General features: G+C 66.3%; 14 protein-coding genes. All 14 read right to left on the bottom strand.

Annotated elements, in window-relative coordinates; all coding sequences use genetic code 11:
• Positions 1-234: 234 nt before the first annotated feature.
• The 14 genes from QHF83_RS42720 to QHF83_RS42655 all read right to left on the bottom strand — a co-directional run bounded on the left by QHF83_RS42720 (position 235) and on the right by QHF83_RS42655 (position 15,086).
• Entirely contained in the window at positions 235-783 is a 549-nt protein-coding gene (locus QHF83_RS42720) for a DNA-binding response regulator (protein ID WP_272424250.1), read from the bottom strand.
• A gap of 2 nt (positions 784-785) precedes the next feature.
• On the bottom strand, positions 786-2,132 hold the full coding sequence (locus QHF83_RS42715) for an ATP-binding protein (protein ID WP_282423852.1): 1,347 nt from the start codon (positions 2,130-2,132) through the stop codon (positions 786-788).
• Positions 2,133-2,257: 125 nt separating this feature from the next.
• Positions 2,258-2,767: a cytochrome C oxidase subunit IV family protein gene (locus QHF83_RS42710; RefSeq protein WP_282423851.1), complete on the bottom strand. Its 510-nt coding sequence runs from the start codon at positions 2,765-2,767 to the stop codon at positions 2,258-2,260.
• A gap of 20 nt (positions 2,768-2,787) precedes the next feature.
• Positions 2,788-3,468: a cytochrome c oxidase subunit 3 family protein gene (locus QHF83_RS42705; RefSeq protein ID WP_272424256.1), complete on the bottom strand. Its 681-nt coding sequence runs from the start codon at positions 3,466-3,468 to the stop codon at positions 2,788-2,790.
• Entirely contained in the window at positions 3,468-5,105 is a 1,638-nt protein-coding gene (gene ctaD, locus QHF83_RS42700) for a cytochrome c oxidase subunit I (protein WP_282423850.1), read from the bottom strand. The genes QHF83_RS42705 and ctaD overlap by 1 nt, the downstream gene beginning before the upstream one ends.
• Before the next feature lie 18 nt (positions 5,106-5,123).
• A complete protein-coding gene (coxB, locus tag QHF83_RS42695) occupies positions 5,124-6,080 on the bottom strand; it encodes a cytochrome c oxidase subunit II (RefSeq protein ID WP_282423849.1) in 957 nt (318 codons plus the stop codon).
• Entirely contained in the window at positions 6,077-6,931 is an 855-nt protein-coding gene (locus QHF83_RS42690) for an SCO family protein (protein WP_282423853.1), read from the bottom strand. The genes coxB and QHF83_RS42690 overlap by 4 nt, the downstream gene beginning before the upstream one ends.
• Entirely contained in the window at positions 6,931-7,596 is a 666-nt protein-coding gene (locus QHF83_RS42685; RefSeq protein ID WP_282423848.1) for a hypothetical protein, read from the bottom strand. Before QHF83_RS42685 ends, QHF83_RS42690 begins: the two co-directional genes overlap by 1 nt.
• Entirely contained in the window at positions 7,593-8,828 is a 1,236-nt protein-coding gene (locus QHF83_RS42680; protein ID WP_282423847.1) for a hypothetical protein, read from the bottom strand. Before QHF83_RS42680 ends, QHF83_RS42685 begins: the two co-directional genes overlap by 4 nt.
• The gene (locus tag QHF83_RS42675) at positions 8,825-9,436 is read right to left on the bottom strand and encodes a cytochrome c (RefSeq protein WP_282423846.1); all 612 of its coding nucleotides are present in this window, start codon (positions 9,434-9,436) and stop codon (positions 8,825-8,827) included. The genes QHF83_RS42680 and QHF83_RS42675 overlap by 4 nt, the downstream gene beginning before the upstream one ends.
• Positions 9,433-9,999, bottom strand: a complete 567-nt coding sequence (locus QHF83_RS42670) for a DUF3341 domain-containing protein (protein ID WP_282423845.1) — start codon at positions 9,997-9,999, stop codon at positions 9,433-9,435. The genes QHF83_RS42675 and QHF83_RS42670 overlap by 4 nt, the downstream gene beginning before the upstream one ends.
• Positions 9,992-11,500, bottom strand: a complete 1,509-nt coding sequence (gene nrfD / locus QHF83_RS42665) for an NrfD/PsrC family molybdoenzyme membrane anchor subunit (protein WP_282423844.1) — start codon at positions 11,498-11,500, stop codon at positions 9,992-9,994. The genes QHF83_RS42670 and nrfD overlap by 8 nt, the downstream gene beginning before the upstream one ends.
• A complete protein-coding gene (locus QHF83_RS42660; protein WP_282423843.1) occupies positions 11,497-14,481 on the bottom strand; it encodes a TAT-variant-translocated molybdopterin oxidoreductase in 2,985 nt (994 codons plus the stop codon). The genes nrfD and QHF83_RS42660 overlap by 4 nt, the downstream gene beginning before the upstream one ends.
• Positions 14,478-15,086 carry a cytochrome c3 family protein gene (locus QHF83_RS42655; protein WP_282423842.1) on the bottom strand — a complete coding sequence of 203 codons (609 nt, stop codon included), beginning with the start codon at positions 15,084-15,086 and terminating at the stop codon, positions 14,478-14,480. The genes QHF83_RS42660 and QHF83_RS42655 overlap by 4 nt, the downstream gene beginning before the upstream one ends.
• Between the last annotated feature and the right edge of the window lie 277 nt (positions 15,087-15,363).

The raw sequence follows: 15,363 nt of genomic DNA, 5'->3' as shown, positions 1-15,363 counted from the left end.
GGTCCGCGCTTTACAACCCACGGCCGGTGGCAAGACCAGGCAGAACGTTGCCAGGTGAAATGTCACGCCGCTGTTTTGGTTGGCAAAGTCGCTCGCCGGTCTTGACCTGGCCCGTTCGATGAACTGCGCTCCGCGCAGTTCATCGACCCCGAGTCCAGCGCTTGCGCTGGTCCGGGTCCAGGGGTGGACAACCCCTGGTCGGGTCCGGGGTGAAACCCCGGCGCTACGTTATCATCAGGACGATTTCTTCAATTTCCGCTGGAGCGTCCGGCGATCGATCCCGAGCAGCTTGGCTGCCACCGCAATCACCCCCCCCGAATCCTTGAGCGCGGCGTTGATCGCGTCGCGCTCGAGCTCGTCGAGCTTGTACGTCGTGCGGCTCGACGGCGGCGCCCCCGAAAACGGCGCGCGCGGGCGCTCGAACAAGACCGTCGCCTCGCGCAGCAATCGATCCGCGTCGATCGGCTTCGTCAGCAGCGTATCCGCGCCCTCGCGCACCGCCGCCACCGCGAGCGGGATGTCCCCGAATCCCGTGAGCATCACGATCGCCGCCTCCGGGCAAAGCCGTCGCAATCGCGGCAAGGCCGAGAGCCCGTCGACGCGCGGCATGCGGTAATCGACGACCACGAGATCCACGGGCGCGTCCTCCAGCGCGACGACCCCCTCCTCCACCGTCGCCGCCGTCCGCGCCTGCACCCCGCGCCGCCGCATCGCGCCCTGGAGCGTCGTGCGAAATGCGTCGTCGTCGTCGATGAGCAGCGCCGTCTCGATCTTGCGAGGCATCCTCACACCTCCGAGTCACGCGACGCCACACGGCGCGCGAGCCGGATCATCACTCTTGCCCCGCCCTCGGCCCCATTGTCCACACTCAACGTGCCGTTCATCCGATCGAGCAGCACCGAGCTCACGTAGAGCCCGAGCCCCATCCCCCCCTCGCGCTCCTTCGTCGTCTGGAACGGCTCGCCGAGCCGCGCGAGGATCTCCGGCGCAAACCCCGGCCCATTGTCGGCGATCACGATCTCGGCGTGATCGCCGCCGTCCCGCACCACGATCGCGATTTCCGGCTTCGCCGTCCGCACCATCGCCTCGGTCGCGTTCGTCAGGACGTTCACCAGCACCTGCAAGAGCCCCGCAGGCATGACCGTCACGTGCACCGGCTCGGGCGCGTCGATCGTGATCTCGCCCCGGTACGCGAGCCGCCGGAGCTCACGCCCCGCCATCTCCATGACCAGCTTGCCGAGCTCGACCTCCTCGCACCGCTGATCGGGCCGGATGTACCCACGGACGAGGCCGATGATGTCGCTCGCCCGCTGCGCCTCGCCCGCGATCGTACGCGCGAGCTCGGAGGCGTCGGGCGAAACGTCCTTCGTGAGCTCCGAGAGCTCGCGCCCGGCGAGCAGGATCGTGGCGAGCGGCGTCGAGAGCTCGTGCGACATGCCGCCGACCACGCGGCCGAGCATCGCGAGTTTGTCGTTGCGGAGCGAACGTTGCCGGAGCTCGTCGAGCCGCCGCGCGTACACGGACAGGAACACGCCGAGGAAACCAGCCACGGTCGCGAGCGAGACGAACGCGCCGAGGTGGTGGACACGCTCCTTACCGAGCGGCGCCGAGGCGAGCGGCAGCGGATCGGCGAACGAGACGAGCGCGCCGACGGCCACGGTCAGGCCCGCGATCGCGAGGATGGCGCGGCCGCCGCTGAGCAGACCTGCGAGGGCGATCTGAAACACGAGGAACGCGGCGAACGGGTTTCCCGTGCCGCCCGTGACCCAGAGCACAGCGCCGAGGGCGAGCACGTCGAACGTGATCTGCCCGGCGACGAGGCGCTGCTCATGCCCGCGGATGCGGCCGAGAACGAGCGCGAACGCGCCGTTCAGGATCACGAGCAAGCCGAGGATCAGGAACACCGGCGTGACCGCGAGATCCGGGACGAACCATTTTCCGGTCGCCGTGGTCGCGCCCATGCCGAGGATCGCGAGCCAGCGGAGCTGGATCAGCCACCGCGCCGCGGTCCCCTCGGGGATCGGATCCGCGCTCGAAAGGACGGCCCGTACGCCCGCGGGTACACCACCCGCCGCGCGCGCCGTCCCCGGCTCGACGACGGCGATGGGGGGAACGGAGACACGGGCCGACATCGGGTCGGAAGACTATGGCGAGTCCGAACCCGGTGTCGAGCGGTTCGCGGTTGAAGGAGCGCGAGGGAGGCTGGGGGCTCAGCTCGTTTGGCGAGCCAAGCCCTCGAAGGGCGGGAGGGAAAGACTCAGTGCTTGGCGGGGGTCACGGCCGGGGCGGCCGAACCGGCGGCCGGAGCGGCCGAGCCGGCGGCGGCGGGCGCAGCCGCCTCCTTGGGGATGGCGACGTCGCCGGTGCGCTGGGCCTTGAACGGGTCCTTCAGATCGACCGGGTTATGCGCCTCGATCGACTCGGCTTCGCCGCGGAACTCCGTGTCGCTCATCGTGATGCCGATGAAGACCGCGAGGAAGATGAGCGCGGAGACGAAGATGATCCCGTGGAACTTATGGTCCCACTTGAGGTGCATGAAGATGAGCGCGACGACCGACGCCTTGATCGTGGCGATCAAGAGGGCGACGATCAGGTTGCCCGTGTGACCGATGTCCACGTAGCTCGCCGCCACGGTGACGACCGTGAGGAAGAGCAGCGTGGCGAACGTGCCGATGTAGACCTTGAACGGCAGGACGTGCGGAACGTGATCGCCGTTCGCGCTTCCGTGACCGTGACCGTGGTCGTGCTCTGCGTGCGAAGTGCTCATGGTGCGCTCTGCTCCGGGGATCAGCCGACCAGGTAAAGGAGCGGGAAGAGGAAGATCCAGACGAGGTCGACGAGGTGCCAGTAAAGGCCCACGTTCTCGACGGGCGCGTAGTAGCGGCTGGAGAACTCGTTCTTCTGGTTCCGGAGGAGGATCCAGAGGATGAGGCCCATGCCGATGACCACGTGCACGCCGTGGATCCCGGTCATCATGAAGTAGATGGCGAAGAAGATGCCCGGGTGACCCGAGGCGAAATCCGCCGCCGTGAAGTTCCCGCCGGGCAGGAGCCCGTCGTGGATCTTGTGGCTGTACTCGAAGTACTTGACCACGAGGAAGCCCGCCGCGCACGCGAGGGTGATCGCGAGCAGGAGCGTCGTCTTCTTGGTCTCGTTCTTCTGCGCGGAGCGGACGGCGAGCGCCATCGTGAAGCTCGACGTGATGAGCACGATGGTGTTGATGCCGCCCATCACGCGGTCGAGGTGGTGGTGCGCCTCGACGAACGACGGGAAGTACTTGCTACGGAAGATGGCGAAGGCGCAGAACAAGCCGCCGAACAGCAGGATCTCCGTCACCAGGAAGAGCCACACGCCCATTCGACCTGCGTCGAACTGGGTGTCTGCCTTGTCGAAGTGGTGGGCGACGTGGAACTGGGGGGAGAGCTTGCTCTCCCCGGCGCCGCCCAAAGCCTCGGCTTTCGCGCTCATCAAGCAGTCTCCTCAGCGGGACGTTCGTACGCGTCCAGCGTCACGATGGGGGCCTTCTCGAAGTTCTCCGTGATCGGCGGCGAGGCCGTTTGCCACTCGAGCGTCGTGCTGTCCCACGGGTTCGCCGGCGCGGGCGCGCCGGTCTTGAGCGAGCGCGCGAGGCAGATGAACGTGATGAGGAAGCCCGTGCCCAGGACCCACGAGCCGTACGTCGAGAACGCGTGCAGCGGCTGGAACTGGTCGAGGTAGTTGTAGTAGCGGCGCGGCATGCCACGCGTGCCGAGGATGAACTGGGTGAAGAACGTCCAGTTGAAGCCGATGAACGTGAGGGCGAAGCCCACGCGCGCCAGCTTCTCGTCGTACATCTTGCCCGTCATCTTGGGCCACCAGTGGTGGAGGCCGCCGAAGAACGCGATCGCCGTGCTGCCCATCATCACGTAGTGGAAGTGGGCGACGACGAAGTACGTGTCGTGCAGGTGCAGGTCGACGCTCAGCGTGCCGAGGAAGAGGCCCGTCAGGCCGCCGATCGCGAAGAGGAACAGGAACGCGATGCCGTAGAGCATCGGAACCGTGAACCGGATCGACCCGCCCCAGAGCGTGCCGAGCCAGTTGAACATCTTCACGCCGCTCGGGATGGCCACGAAGAACGTGAGGAAGGAGAAGATCGCCGAGGAGAGCTCGCTCTGCCCCGAGACGAACATGTGGTGGCCCCAGACGAGGAACGACACGAGGGCGATGGCCACGCTCGAGAACGCGATCGCCTTGTACCCGAAGACCCGGCGCTTCGAGTGCGTCGAGAGGATCTCCGTCGCCACGCCCATGCCCGGCAGGATCATGATGTACACGGCCGGGTGGCTGTAGAACCAGAAGAAGTGCTGGAAGAGGACGGGGTCACCGCCGAGCGTCGGATCGAAGATGCCGATGTGGAACGCGCGCTCGAAGATGAGGAGGAGCAGCGTGATGCCGAGGACCGGCGTCGCGAGCACCTGGATGATGCTGGTCGCGTAGAGCGACCAGAGGAAGAGCGGCATGCGGTACCAGCTCATCCCCGGGGCCCGGAGTTTGTGTAGCGTCACGATGAAGTTGAGCCCCGTCAGGATGCTCGAGAACCCCATCACGAACACGCCGAACGTCGCCGAGATGACCGACGTCGTCGACACGCCGGAGGCGTAGGGCACGTAGAAGGTCCAGCCCGTGTCCACGCCGCCCGTCACGATCGCCGCGAGCATGAAGATCGCGCCGATCCAGAACAGGTACAAGCTCAGCAGGTTGAGCTTGGGGAAGGCCACGTCCTTCGCGCCGATCATCAGCGGCAGGAAGAAGTTGCCGAGCGACGCCGGGATCGACGGGATGATGAAGAGGAACACCATCGCTGCGCCGTGCAGCGTGAACGCCTGGTTGTACTGCGTGGCGTCCATGATGGTCTTCTTCGCCGTCAACAGCTCGAGACGGACCAGAAGGGCGAAGATGCCGCCGAGGCCGAAGCCGACGAGCACCGACACCAGATACATGATGCCGATGCGCTTGTGGTCGACCGTGGTCAGCCAGGACCAGACGCCGGCAGTTTGGTTCAGGTAGTTTTTGCCTCGAACCTCGGGCGCGTGCCCGAGTTCGTCGACCGTAGCCGTGTTTGCCATGATCGAGCCTCCGATTCCCTACTGCACCGTCTTCAGGTACGCGATGATCGCGTCGATGTCCGTTTCCTTGAGCAGGCCCTTGTAGGTCGGCATGACCGCCGGATACCCCTGGACCACCTTCTTGTTCGGCTCGAGCAAGCTCTCGCGGATGTAGTTCTCGTCGACCTTGACCGACGAACCATCCGCGATCTGCTCCGTCCGACCAAAGACCCCCTTGAACGTGGGGCCCTGGATGCGCGACCCATCGAGCGAATGGCAGGTGTTGCAGCTACGCGTCGCGTAGAGCTTCTTGCCGAGCTCCGCCGGGGGAAGCGGCTTCTCCCCGGGCTTGAGGCCCGTCTCCTGCCACTGGTCGTACTCGGGCTTATCGAGCACCAGAACCTTGGCCATCATGTCCGAATGGCCGACGCCGCAATACTCCGTGCAGAACAGGATGGTATCGCGGTTCTCCGTGGCCTCGAACCAGACCGTCGTGTACATGCCCGGGACGACGTCCTGCTTCACCCGGAATTCGGGCACGAAGAAGCTGTGGAGGACATCCTTGGAGCTCATGATGAGCTTCACGGGCTGGCCCTTGGGCACCACGAGCTCGTTCACGCTCACGTTCCCGTTCGGGTACGTGAACGTCCACATGTACATCTCCGCCGTCGTGCGGATCTCGAGCGCATTGCCCGGCGCGACCATCGCCTTCATCCAGCCCTTGAGGCCCACGAAGAAGAGGCCGATCACGAGGATCGTCGGGATGATGGTCCAGGAAATCTCGAGCGTCGTGCTGTGGGTGACGTCGCTGAGCTTGTCCTTCGGGCCGCGTCGCTTGTACTTGTACATGAAGTACGCGAGCGCCCCCATCAGGGCAACGAACATCACGACATCCAGCCAGTAGACGATGTAGTACGCAGTATCGATTTCCTCTGCGATCGTCGAAGACTGTTTCGGCATCCAGAACGAGCCGAGTTCGATCGGATCCAACCTCATGCCAGAGCTCCATCCGCCGACTTCGACGCGCGACGACGCTCACGCCGCCAGAACCCGAGGAGCATGCCTCCGAGGCCCAGCACCGTGAACGCACCGCCCGCCTTCATCAGACGCCTCGTCGCGAGGACGTACTTGTTTTCTGCGGGATCGTAATGAAAGCAGAACAGGAGCACGCGACCCCACGCGGACGCGAGCTTGCCCTGCGACGCCTCGAGCAGCGAGAGCTCGAGGTCCTTCGCGCTGTAATTGAGCCCGTACAGCGTCCGCGAGAGCTTGCCCTCGGGCGTGAACACGAAGACGCCCGCCGCGTGCGCGTACTGCTGCGTCGCCTCTTCCCAGCGGTACCGGAAGCCCACCGCGTCGGCCACGCGACGCACCTGGGCATCCTCCCCCACCAGGAAATCCCATCCCCGCTCCGCCACGGGCCGGCCATACGCGCCGATGTACGAATCGCGCTTCTTGCGGGCCGCCTCGGGGGTATCGCGGGGATCGATGCTGACGACGACGACGCGGTACTCCTTGCCCGCCGTCCAGGCGAGGCCCTTCATGCCCTGCATCAGGCCGTTCACGACCAGCGAGCAGAGCATCGGACACTCGTAATACGCGAGCACCAGGATCACCGGGTGCGTGCCGTCGAGGTAGCCGCCCAGCGTGACGTCGTTCCCCGCTTGATCGCGGAGCTTCGTGTCCGCCGGAAGGACGGCGCCGGGTCGCTCCTCGATATCCACGCCCTCGAGCTCCTTCGGCAGCGCCGGATCCCCCGCGAGCGCAGGCGTTACCGGCGCAAGCGTGACCACGGCCGCCGTGAGCGCGGCAGCGACGAACATAAGGAAGCGGCCCGGACGAACCATCACTTCTTGGGCTCCTTGGGCTTGTCCTCGGGCTTAGTATCCGTGGATTCGCCCTTCTTGTCGCCCTTCTCCTCGACCTTGGCGCCGTCCTTCTTCTCCTCGCCCTTGTTCTCGCCCTTGTTCTCCTCGGGCTTGTCCTGCTGGGGCGTGGGGGCCGGCTCCTCCTTCAGAGGCGGGGCCACGGGCGGCTGCCGATACCCCGCGATCGTCAGCTCGACAGCGCGATCCGTCGGGATCCGCACGACGCCGTCCTTCTTGCTCACCCACTGGTAATGCGTGAGCTTCTGCTGCTCGGAGGCGCGAAGAGCCCGAAGGTCACTCGATTGCAGCGAGAGGACCTTGTCGTGGAGCTCGCGATCCACGTAGTAGTTGAAGATCTCGCGCACCGCGACGCAGAGGATCACCACGACCACGCAGGTGATGACCGTGATGAGGGTGATGAGGCCGTTGCGCGGCCTGTCATCCTCCACCGGGTCGTGCCCGCCGTGCCCGTGACCACCCTCGTGCGCCTCGCCGTGAGCGTCGTGCTCCTCGGCGTGCGCGCTCGACTCCGCGCCGTCCTCGCGCTCCTCGGAGGTGGACTCGTCGTTGTCCGAGGACACCTTCGAGGTCTCCTCGGCAGCGGACTCCGCGCGGCCCTGGTTCTTCTTCTTCTTCTTGCTCATGGATTGTCCACCTTCACGGTCTCGGCGAGCCGAGGATCACGGAGCGGGTAGAGCGGGCCCTGCGCAGCCTGCCGCGCGACCAGGAACGCCGCGATGCCGAGCGGTCCGAGCAGGCCGCAGATGTCCACCACGCTGAAGTGGAAGTGGTGGTCGAACGTCGGCATGACGAGCCAGTAGAGGTCGACGTAGTGCATGACCAGCATGATCACCGCGCCGAGCGAGAGCACCATCCCGTGCCGCTTCGCATGCCGCGAGAGCAGGAGCAGGAAGGGGATCAGGAAGTGGCCGAAGAAGATCGCGAGGCTCACCTTCGCCCAGCCCGCGTCGTCCCAGCGGTGGTGATACCAGATCGTCTCCTCGGGGATGTCGGCGTACCAGATCAGCAGGAACTGCGAGAAGCCGATGTACGCGAAGAAGACGATGAACCCGAAGAGCAGCTTGCCGATGTCGTGCCGGTGCTCGACCGTGCTGACCTTGCGGAAGTAGCCGCGCTGCTGGAGCTGCACCGTGATGAGCGCGAGCACCGACAGCGAGCTCGTGGCGCACCCGGCGAACACGTACACGCCGAAGATGGTCGAGTACCAGTGCGGGTCGAGGCTCATCACCCAGTCGAACGCCGCGAACGTCGTCGTCAGGGCGAAGAGGATCATCGCCGGCGCGCTCGCCGTCTGCATCTTCTCGGTGAGCTTGAGGTCACCGCTCTCGTCCTGCGCCCGGCTATTGCGCATGAAGTAGAGGCCGAGGGCCACCCACACCACGAGGTAGAACGCCGACCGGCCATAGAAGAACGAGGGGTTCAGGTACCCCGCCTTCTTCTGCAGGATCGGATCCGTCGCCGCCTGCGGCCCCATCCAGGGGTGGTAGAGGTCGTGCGCCCAGAGGAAGATCGGAATCGCGAGGACCGCGACCGCAGGGAGGAGGCCCGCGAGCCACTCCATCTGCCGCCGCGCCGCCACCGACCAGCCCGCGCGCGCGAGGTGCTGGACCAGCACGAAGAACAGGCCGCCGAGCGCGATCGTCGCGACGAACAGGAAGCCGATCAGATACGAGAACGCGAATCGCTTCGCGTCCATCGCATAACCGGCGCCCGCCGCCGCCACGCCCACGACAGCGAGCCCCATGCCCGCCTTCGTGAGCGTGTCACCCACGTCTTTCGGGAGCTTCCGGGCGTCGTCGGTCTTGGCCTTGCCGCCCGTGGCCCGACCTGCGGTCATCGCCGCCGCCTGGCTCATTGCGCGTCTCCTTCCGGCTCGATCGCGCTGCGCTTCTCGGCAGGCACGTCGTCGATCGAGGCATGCTGGCTCTTGCCGAGCACCCTCACCCACGTGACGATGGCCCACCGGTCGGCCACCGGGATCTGCTTGCGATACGACGGCATGTTCCGGACGCCGTGCGAAATGGTGTCGAAGATCTGCCCGTCCGGCATGGTCCGGACGCGATCCGACGAGAGCTCGACCGGCGGGGGGAAGCCGCGCTGCACCACCATCCCGCGGCCGCTGCCCGACATGTCGTGGCAGGGCGCGCAGTAGATGTTGAAGCGCTCCTGGCCACGACGAACGACCTTCTCGTCCACCTCGACCGGCACGCGGGCGACGAACTCGCCCTTCGCGTCCTTGCCGCGGTGATACGCGTCGTCCTCGTCCAGGTGGCCGACCGGCACCGTCCCGTCGACGATCGGCCGCATCGCGCGACCGTCATCGAAGAACGGGCTCGCCTCACCCCACTGGTACTTGGGCTGCCAGTCCATGTCGCCGAAGACGTGGACCGGCGGCTCCTCGCTTTTGTTGCCGCGGCAGCCCGCGAGGGCCAACGCGAACAAGAGGAATGCGGCGGGCCTCATTCCGTGACCTCCACGATCTCGCGCGCGCCGAGCTCCTCGAGGAGCTTCCTCGTCTTCGACGCGTCGTATTTGGGGTCCTTCGCCTCGACGGTGACGAAGAACGCGTCGTCCGTCGCACGCGGGAAGGACGGGTGCTTCATCGACGGGTGGTAGAACATCGGCAGGCGGTTCATGCCCCACATGCCGAAGAACGCACCGAACGCCGAGAAGAGTACGGTGAGCTCGAACATGATCGGGATGTACGCCTGGTACGAGAACGACGGCTTGCCGCTGATGACGAGCGGGTAGTCGATCGAGACGAACCACGTCAGCGCGATCGCGCTGAGCAGGCCCGTCGTCCCGGCGGCCAGCACGATCCAGGGCATCTTCGACGGGGGCAGCCCCATCGCCTTCTCGAGGCCGTGCACGGGGAACGGCGTCTGCGCGTCGAAGTTCTTGTACCCCGCGTTCTTCAGCTTCTCACAGGCGTGCATCAGCTCGCCGGGCGTGAGGAAGTAGCCCATGAGGCCGAACGGCTTCGCCGCCTCTTCCTCGAGCTCTTCGTGACGATGAGCCTTATCCACGGGACTCCTCCTCGTCCTTCTCCGCGTCGCCCTCCGACGCCTCGTCGCCCTCGTCGCCCTTCGCGCTCGCCGCCTCCTCGTGGTGGTCGTCGTGCGCGTCGTGCCCATGGTCGTCGTGACCGTCGTGGCCCGCATGCGGATCCGCCTGCGGCATCACGCCCTTGACCTCGCTGATGGCCACCGCCGGCATGAACCGGAGGAAGAGGAGGAACAGCGTGAAGAACAGACCGAACGACCCGAGGAACGTCGAGATGTCGAAGAGGCTCGGCCGGAAGTACGTCCAGCTCGAGGGGATGTAGTCGCGGTGAAGGCTCGTCACGATGATGACGAAGCGCTCGAACCACATACCGATGTTCACGAAGATCGAGATCACGAACATCGCCGGGATGCTGGTCCGGATGCGCTTGAACCAGAAGAGCTGCGGGGAGAAGACGTTGCAGCTCCACATGGTCCAGTACGCCCACTTGTACGGACCGAACGCGCGGTTGATGAACGCGAAGCGCTCGTACTCGTTACCGCCGTACCAGGCGATGAAGTACTCGATCGCGTAGGCGTAACCGACCATCGTCCCCGTGAGGAGGATGATCTTGTTCATGTTCTCGAGGTGCTTGATGGTGATCAGGCCCTCGAGACCGTACGCCTTGCGCGCGAGCACCATCAGCGACACGACCATCGCGAAGCCGCTGAAGATGGCGCCGGCGACGAAGTACGGCGGGAAGATCGTCGTGTGCCAGCCCGGCATGATCGACACGGCGAAGTCGAACGAAACGATCGTGTGCACCGAGAGAACGAGCGGCGTCGAGAGACCGGCCAGGATGAGGTAGGTCTTCTCGTAGTTCAGCCAGTTCCGGTGCGAGCCGCGCCAGCCGAGCGAAAAGATGCCGAGCACGATCGAGCGGACCTTCGTCGTCGCGCGATCACGCAGGGTCGCGAGGTCCGGCACGAGGCCGACGTACCAGAACAGGATCGAGACCGTCGCGTACGTCGAGATCGCGAACACGTCCCAGAGCAGCGGGCTCTTGAAGTTCGGCCACATGCTCATCTGGTTCGGTATCGGGAAGAGCCAATACGCGAACCACACGCGACCGACGTGGAACACCGGGTAAATCGCGGCGGCCATGACGGCGAAGATCGTCATCGCCTCCGCCGCGCGGTTGATGCTGGTGCGCCACTTCTGCCGGAACAGGAAGAGAATGGCGCTGATCAGCGTGCCGGCGTGGCCGATACCGATCCAGAAGACGAAGCCGGTGATGTCCCAGGCCCAGAAGACCGTGTTGTTCAGACCCCAGATACCGAGGCCTTCCGCGACGAGCTTACCGAGCGAGCCGAGCAGGATGAGCAGTACGCTCACCGCCAGGCCCAAAAGGACCAGCCACGAGGGGGTCGTCTTCTTCTCGACGATCCCCGCGACCGTCTCGGTCACCGCGTTGAAATCGCGGTGGCCGAGGACGAGTGGAGCACGCTTGCCGGGCGTGTCTTCTTGCAGGGCGGCGGTGGTCATGCCCCCTCCAGCTCAGGGTTGGGGTTCTTGATCTTGGCGAGGTACGACGTGCGCGGGCGGATGTTGAGCTCTTCGAGGAGCTTGTATCCACGCGGCCCGGCGGCGCGCTTGGCCACCTCGCTCTGCTTGTCGTTGAGGTCGCCGAAGTGGATCGCCTGCGCCGGGCAAGCCGCCTGGCACGCCGTCACCACCTCGCCGTCACGGAGACGGTCGCGCCCCTCCGCCTTCGCGGAGATCTTCGCGCGATTGATGCGCTGCACGCAGTACGTGCACTTCTCCATGACGCCTCGGCTTCGCACCGTGACGTCGGGGTTCATCTGCATCTTGTGCTGCTCGATCGTGTCCTTCGTGTAGTCGTGGTAGTTGAACCGACGAACCTTGAAGGGGCAGTTGTTCGCGCAGTACTTGGTGCCGATGCACCGGTTGTAGGTCATCTCGTTCAGCCCCTCGGGGCTGTGCGTCGTCGCCGCGACCGGGCAGACCTCTTCGCACGGCGCATTCTCGCAGTGCACGCACATCATCGGCTGCGAGACGCTGGTCGGGTTCTCGAGGTCGCCCTCGAAGTACCGATCCATGCGGAGCCAGTGCATCTCGCGCGACCTCTGCACGCCTTCGGCGCCGACGATCGGGATGTTGTTCTCCGCCTGGCAGGCGATGCTGCAAGCGTTGCAGCCAACGCAGGCCGCGAGATCGATCGTCATGCCCCAGGCGTGACCTTGGTCGTACTTCCGCTCCTCGAAGAGGCTCAGGTACTTCTTCGGCGGCGGGACGACCTGCGGGTTCGCCTGGTACTTGGCGAACGACGCCTCGAGAACGAGCGGCCGGCCCTCCGTGAGGAAGTGCTCCTGCGTCCGCGAGAGCTTCGTCGAGCCGCCCGCCTTCGTGATCGACACGCCGTCCGCGACGTGGAAGGCCGCGCTCGCGCGCAGCGCCCCCGTATCGACGCCGACGTTCTTGCCGACCCGACCGACCACGGTCCGGCCTTGACCGACGGTGACGAGGATCGTCCCGTCCGCCAGGCCCGGCGCCACGAGCGCGGGCAACGTCACCGACGCCCCGTTCGCGCTCACCGTGACCAGATCCCCGTCGACCACGCCGAGCCCCTTCGCCGTCTTCGGCGAGAGGGACGCGACGTTGCCCCAGGTGAGCTTGGCCATCGGGTCCGGCATCTCCTGGAGCCAGCCGTTGTTCGCGTACCGGCCGTCCCACGTGTGCGGATCCGGGTCGAAGACGACCTCGAGGTCGCCCTTCGGCGCCACGGCCTTCTGCGCCTTGATCGCCGCGCCGACCTTCGCCGCGTCGAGATCCGCCGTCTCGGCCGGGAAGGCGCTGTCCTTCCAGATGCCGTCGTGCAGCGCGCGCCGGAAGTCACGCTCGAAGTCGGCGACGAGCGACTGCGCCCCACGCCAGCTCGCGCGGACGAGGTCGTAGCCCTTGCGCGTGCCGCCGAGGAAGACCTCGAGGATCTCCGCGTCCGTCTTGCCGCCGTACATCGGCGCGATGAGCGGCTGGATGATCGCGCCCGTGCCGTCTTCGGACCGGACGTCGCCCCAGCTCTCCAGCGTGTGCGCGCGGTTCAGGTGCCACGCCGCGGCCTTGCCCGTCTCGTCGACGTGCGTGCCCACGTGGACCAGCGTCTTCGCCTTGCCGATGGCGTCGCGGACGTCCGCGGGCGCGTTGAAGACGGGGTTGCCGCCGAGCACGAGGAGCGTGTCGACCGTGCCCGCCTGGAGGTCCTTCGCGAGCGCCGCGATCTCTGCCGGGCCGCCCTTCACCTCGTCGAGGGGTTTTACGAGCTTCACCGTCTTGCCGACGGCGCCGATCGCGCGATGCACCGCGTGCACGAGCGCGTGCACGGCCGCGGGCTGCTTGCGACCCACGACGATCGCGACCGCGCCGTTGCGCTTGGCGATATCGCCGGCGATGGCCTTGACCAGCTTCGCCGCGTCGGGATCGAGCGCGGGCGCGCCGCCGAGCGCGGACGTGATGTCCGCGGGCAGCTCCACCTTCGCGGCCGCGGCGATCTCCTGCGCGAGCGCGTACGCGATCGCCGGGATCTTGCGGCTCGAAAGGCGCAGCCGATGATCCGCGCTCGTCCCCGTGACCGAGAAGATGCTCTCGATCGCGTAGAACCGGTTCATCGGTTTGTCCTTGCGGTCCGGGTCCCGCCGCGCCGCGAAGGCGCGCACGTTCTTCACGACGCTGCCTTCGTTCAGCAGGAAGTCCGCGTCGAGCGAGACCACGACGTCGGCCTCGCCGATGTCGTAGACGGGCACGAGCGCCTTGCCGAAGGCGATCCGCGCGCCCTCTTCCTGAACGTCCCGGCCGAACGCCTCGTACCGCACGACGCGCGCGTCGGGCATCAGCTTGAGGAGCGCGTCGAGCTGCGCCGCGAGCGTGGGCGAGCGATGATCCTCGACGAGGACCGCGAGGCCCTTGCCGTTCTTCTTCTTCGCGTCGTCGCCGAGCTTGCGCAGGAAGGCGTTCGCCTCGTCCCACGTCCGCGCCAGGCCCTTCTCTTGCGGGCTCTGGCTGCGGTCGGGATCGTAGAGGTCGAGCACCGACGCCTGCACGAACGAGTTCGTCGCGCCGAGGCTCTCGGGGTGCCGCGGGTTGCCCTCGATCTTCGTCGGCCGGCCCTCGTGCGTCTCGACGACGAGGCCGATCGCGGTGCCGAGGATCGGCATCGCGGTCGAGAAGAAGAGCGGCTTGCCCGGGATGACCTCTTCCGGCGCGCGCGTGTAGGGGACGATGACCTCTTCGGGCCTGCGGCACGCCGCGAGACCGCCGAGGGCCATCGACGCGCCCATGATGGAGAGGAACTGCCGGCGGTTCGTCCCTTGCGGAGGCTCTGCGGCGCCCTCCGGGAACTCGCGCGTGAGGTCCTCTGCGAACGACGGTGACTTCTCGAACTCGTCGAGGCTCCGCCAGTAGTTCTTTCCGGACGTATCCGGCTCGATGGGATACGGAGCTCGCTTCATCGGTGGCACCCCGAGCAGTGAACGGGAGGCGAGACCTTGCGCTGCGAGGGCGGAGCCGCGAGGTTCGCGACGCTCGCCGGCACGGTCTCGTCGACCATCTTGGTGATGTCCTTCGGATCCCGGAGGTTCGGCTCGGGGTTCCGATGACAGTCGAGGCACCAGCCCATGGACAGGGGCTGCGCCTGACTCACCTTGATCATCTGGTCGACGCGGCCGTGGCAGCTCTGGCAAGCCACTCCTGCGGTCGCGTGGGCCTGGTGGTTGAAGTACGCGTAGTCGGCCAGGTTGTGGACGCGCACCCAGGGGATGGGGTTCCCCGTGGCGTAGCTCTCCCGCACGGGAAGAAGCTTTTGACTATCCGTCTTCACCTTCGAGTGGCAGTTCATGCACGTCTCGGTGGGAGGGACGGACGCTTGGGCGCTCTTGTCGACGGCCGTGTGACAGTAACGGCAGTCGATGCCGAGATCGCCGGCATGCAGCTTGTGGCTGTAGTCCACGGGTTGTGTGGGCGTGTAGCCAACTTCGACGTGCTTGTTGGTACCGTAGTACCAAAGGCCGCCGGCAGCCGCGGTGCCAAGCGGAGCAAGTACGAAGGCGGCCACCATCGGCAGCACCCGGTTGGACCACTTTGGGAATAGGTATCTCGCCATGTGGACGCTCGATCATCGGGAATTCCCGACGACGCGGGCGGGTTTTGCCGTCCCCAGCCGACGAGGGCAAGATGGCAAAGCGCCGCACGGCTGCGGCAACTTGCCGCGCCCCCTCCCTCACGGTCCGACGAACGGTTGGTCGGACCACACGGTGACGCAAATTCGGTGAGAGAAGAACGTTCCGTAAGGGCACGTTCGAGGTTCGTCGAGGTGGGGTTGGTCAAGTGGAGGG

This window comes from Polyangium sp. 15x6, from assembly GCF_029960785.1.
In the GTDB taxonomy this organism is placed as follows: Bacteria; Myxococcota_A; Polyangia; order Polyangiales; family Polyangiaceae; genus Polyangium.
The sequence above is the reverse complement of the archived record's forward strand: the minus strand, read 5'-3'. Positions and strand labels throughout refer to the sequence as shown.

Coding starts and splice junctions, on each gene's coding strand:
- QHF83_RS42720 (WP_272424250.1), bottom strand. CDS start 783: ATGCCTCGCAAGATCGAGACGGCGCTGCTCATCGACGACGACGACGCA.
- QHF83_RS42715 (WP_282423852.1), bottom strand. CDS start 2,132: ATGTCGGCCCGTGTCTCCGTTCCCCCCATCGCCGTCGTCGAGCCGGGG.
- QHF83_RS42710 (WP_282423851.1), bottom strand. CDS start 2,767: ATGAGCACTTCGCACGCAGAGCACGACCACGGTCACGGTCACGGAAGC.
- QHF83_RS42705 (WP_272424256.1), bottom strand. CDS start 3,468: ATGAGCGCGAAAGCCGAGGCTTTGGGCGGCGCCGGGGAGAGCAAGCTC.
- ctaD (WP_282423850.1), bottom strand. CDS start 5,105: ATGGCAAACACGGCTACGGTCGACGAACTCGGGCACGCGCCCGAGGTT.
- coxB (WP_282423849.1), bottom strand. CDS start 6,080: ATGAGGTTGGATCCGATCGAACTCGGCTCGTTCTGGATGCCGAAACAG.
- QHF83_RS42690 (WP_282423853.1), bottom strand. CDS start 6,931: ATGGTTCGTCCGGGCCGCTTCCTTATGTTCGTCGCTGCCGCGCTCACG.
- QHF83_RS42685 (WP_282423848.1), bottom strand. CDS start 7,596: ATGAGCAAGAAGAAGAAGAAGAACCAGGGCCGCGCGGAGTCCGCTGCC.
- QHF83_RS42680 (WP_282423847.1), bottom strand. CDS start 8,828: ATGAGCCAGGCGGCGGCGATGACCGCAGGTCGGGCCACGGGCGGCAAG.
- QHF83_RS42675 (WP_282423846.1), bottom strand. CDS start 9,436: ATGAGGCCCGCCGCATTCCTCTTGTTCGCGTTGGCCCTCGCGGGCTGC.
- nrfD (WP_282423844.1), bottom strand. CDS start 11,500: ATGACCACCGCCGCCCTGCAAGAAGACACGCCCGGCAAGCGTGCTCCA.
- QHF83_RS42660 (WP_282423843.1), bottom strand. CDS start 14,481: ATGAAGCGAGCTCCGTATCCCATCGAGCCGGATACGTCCGGAAAGAAC.
- QHF83_RS42655 (WP_282423842.1), bottom strand. CDS start 15,086: ATGGTGGCCGCCTTCGTACTTGCTCCGCTTGGCACCGCGGCTGCCGGC.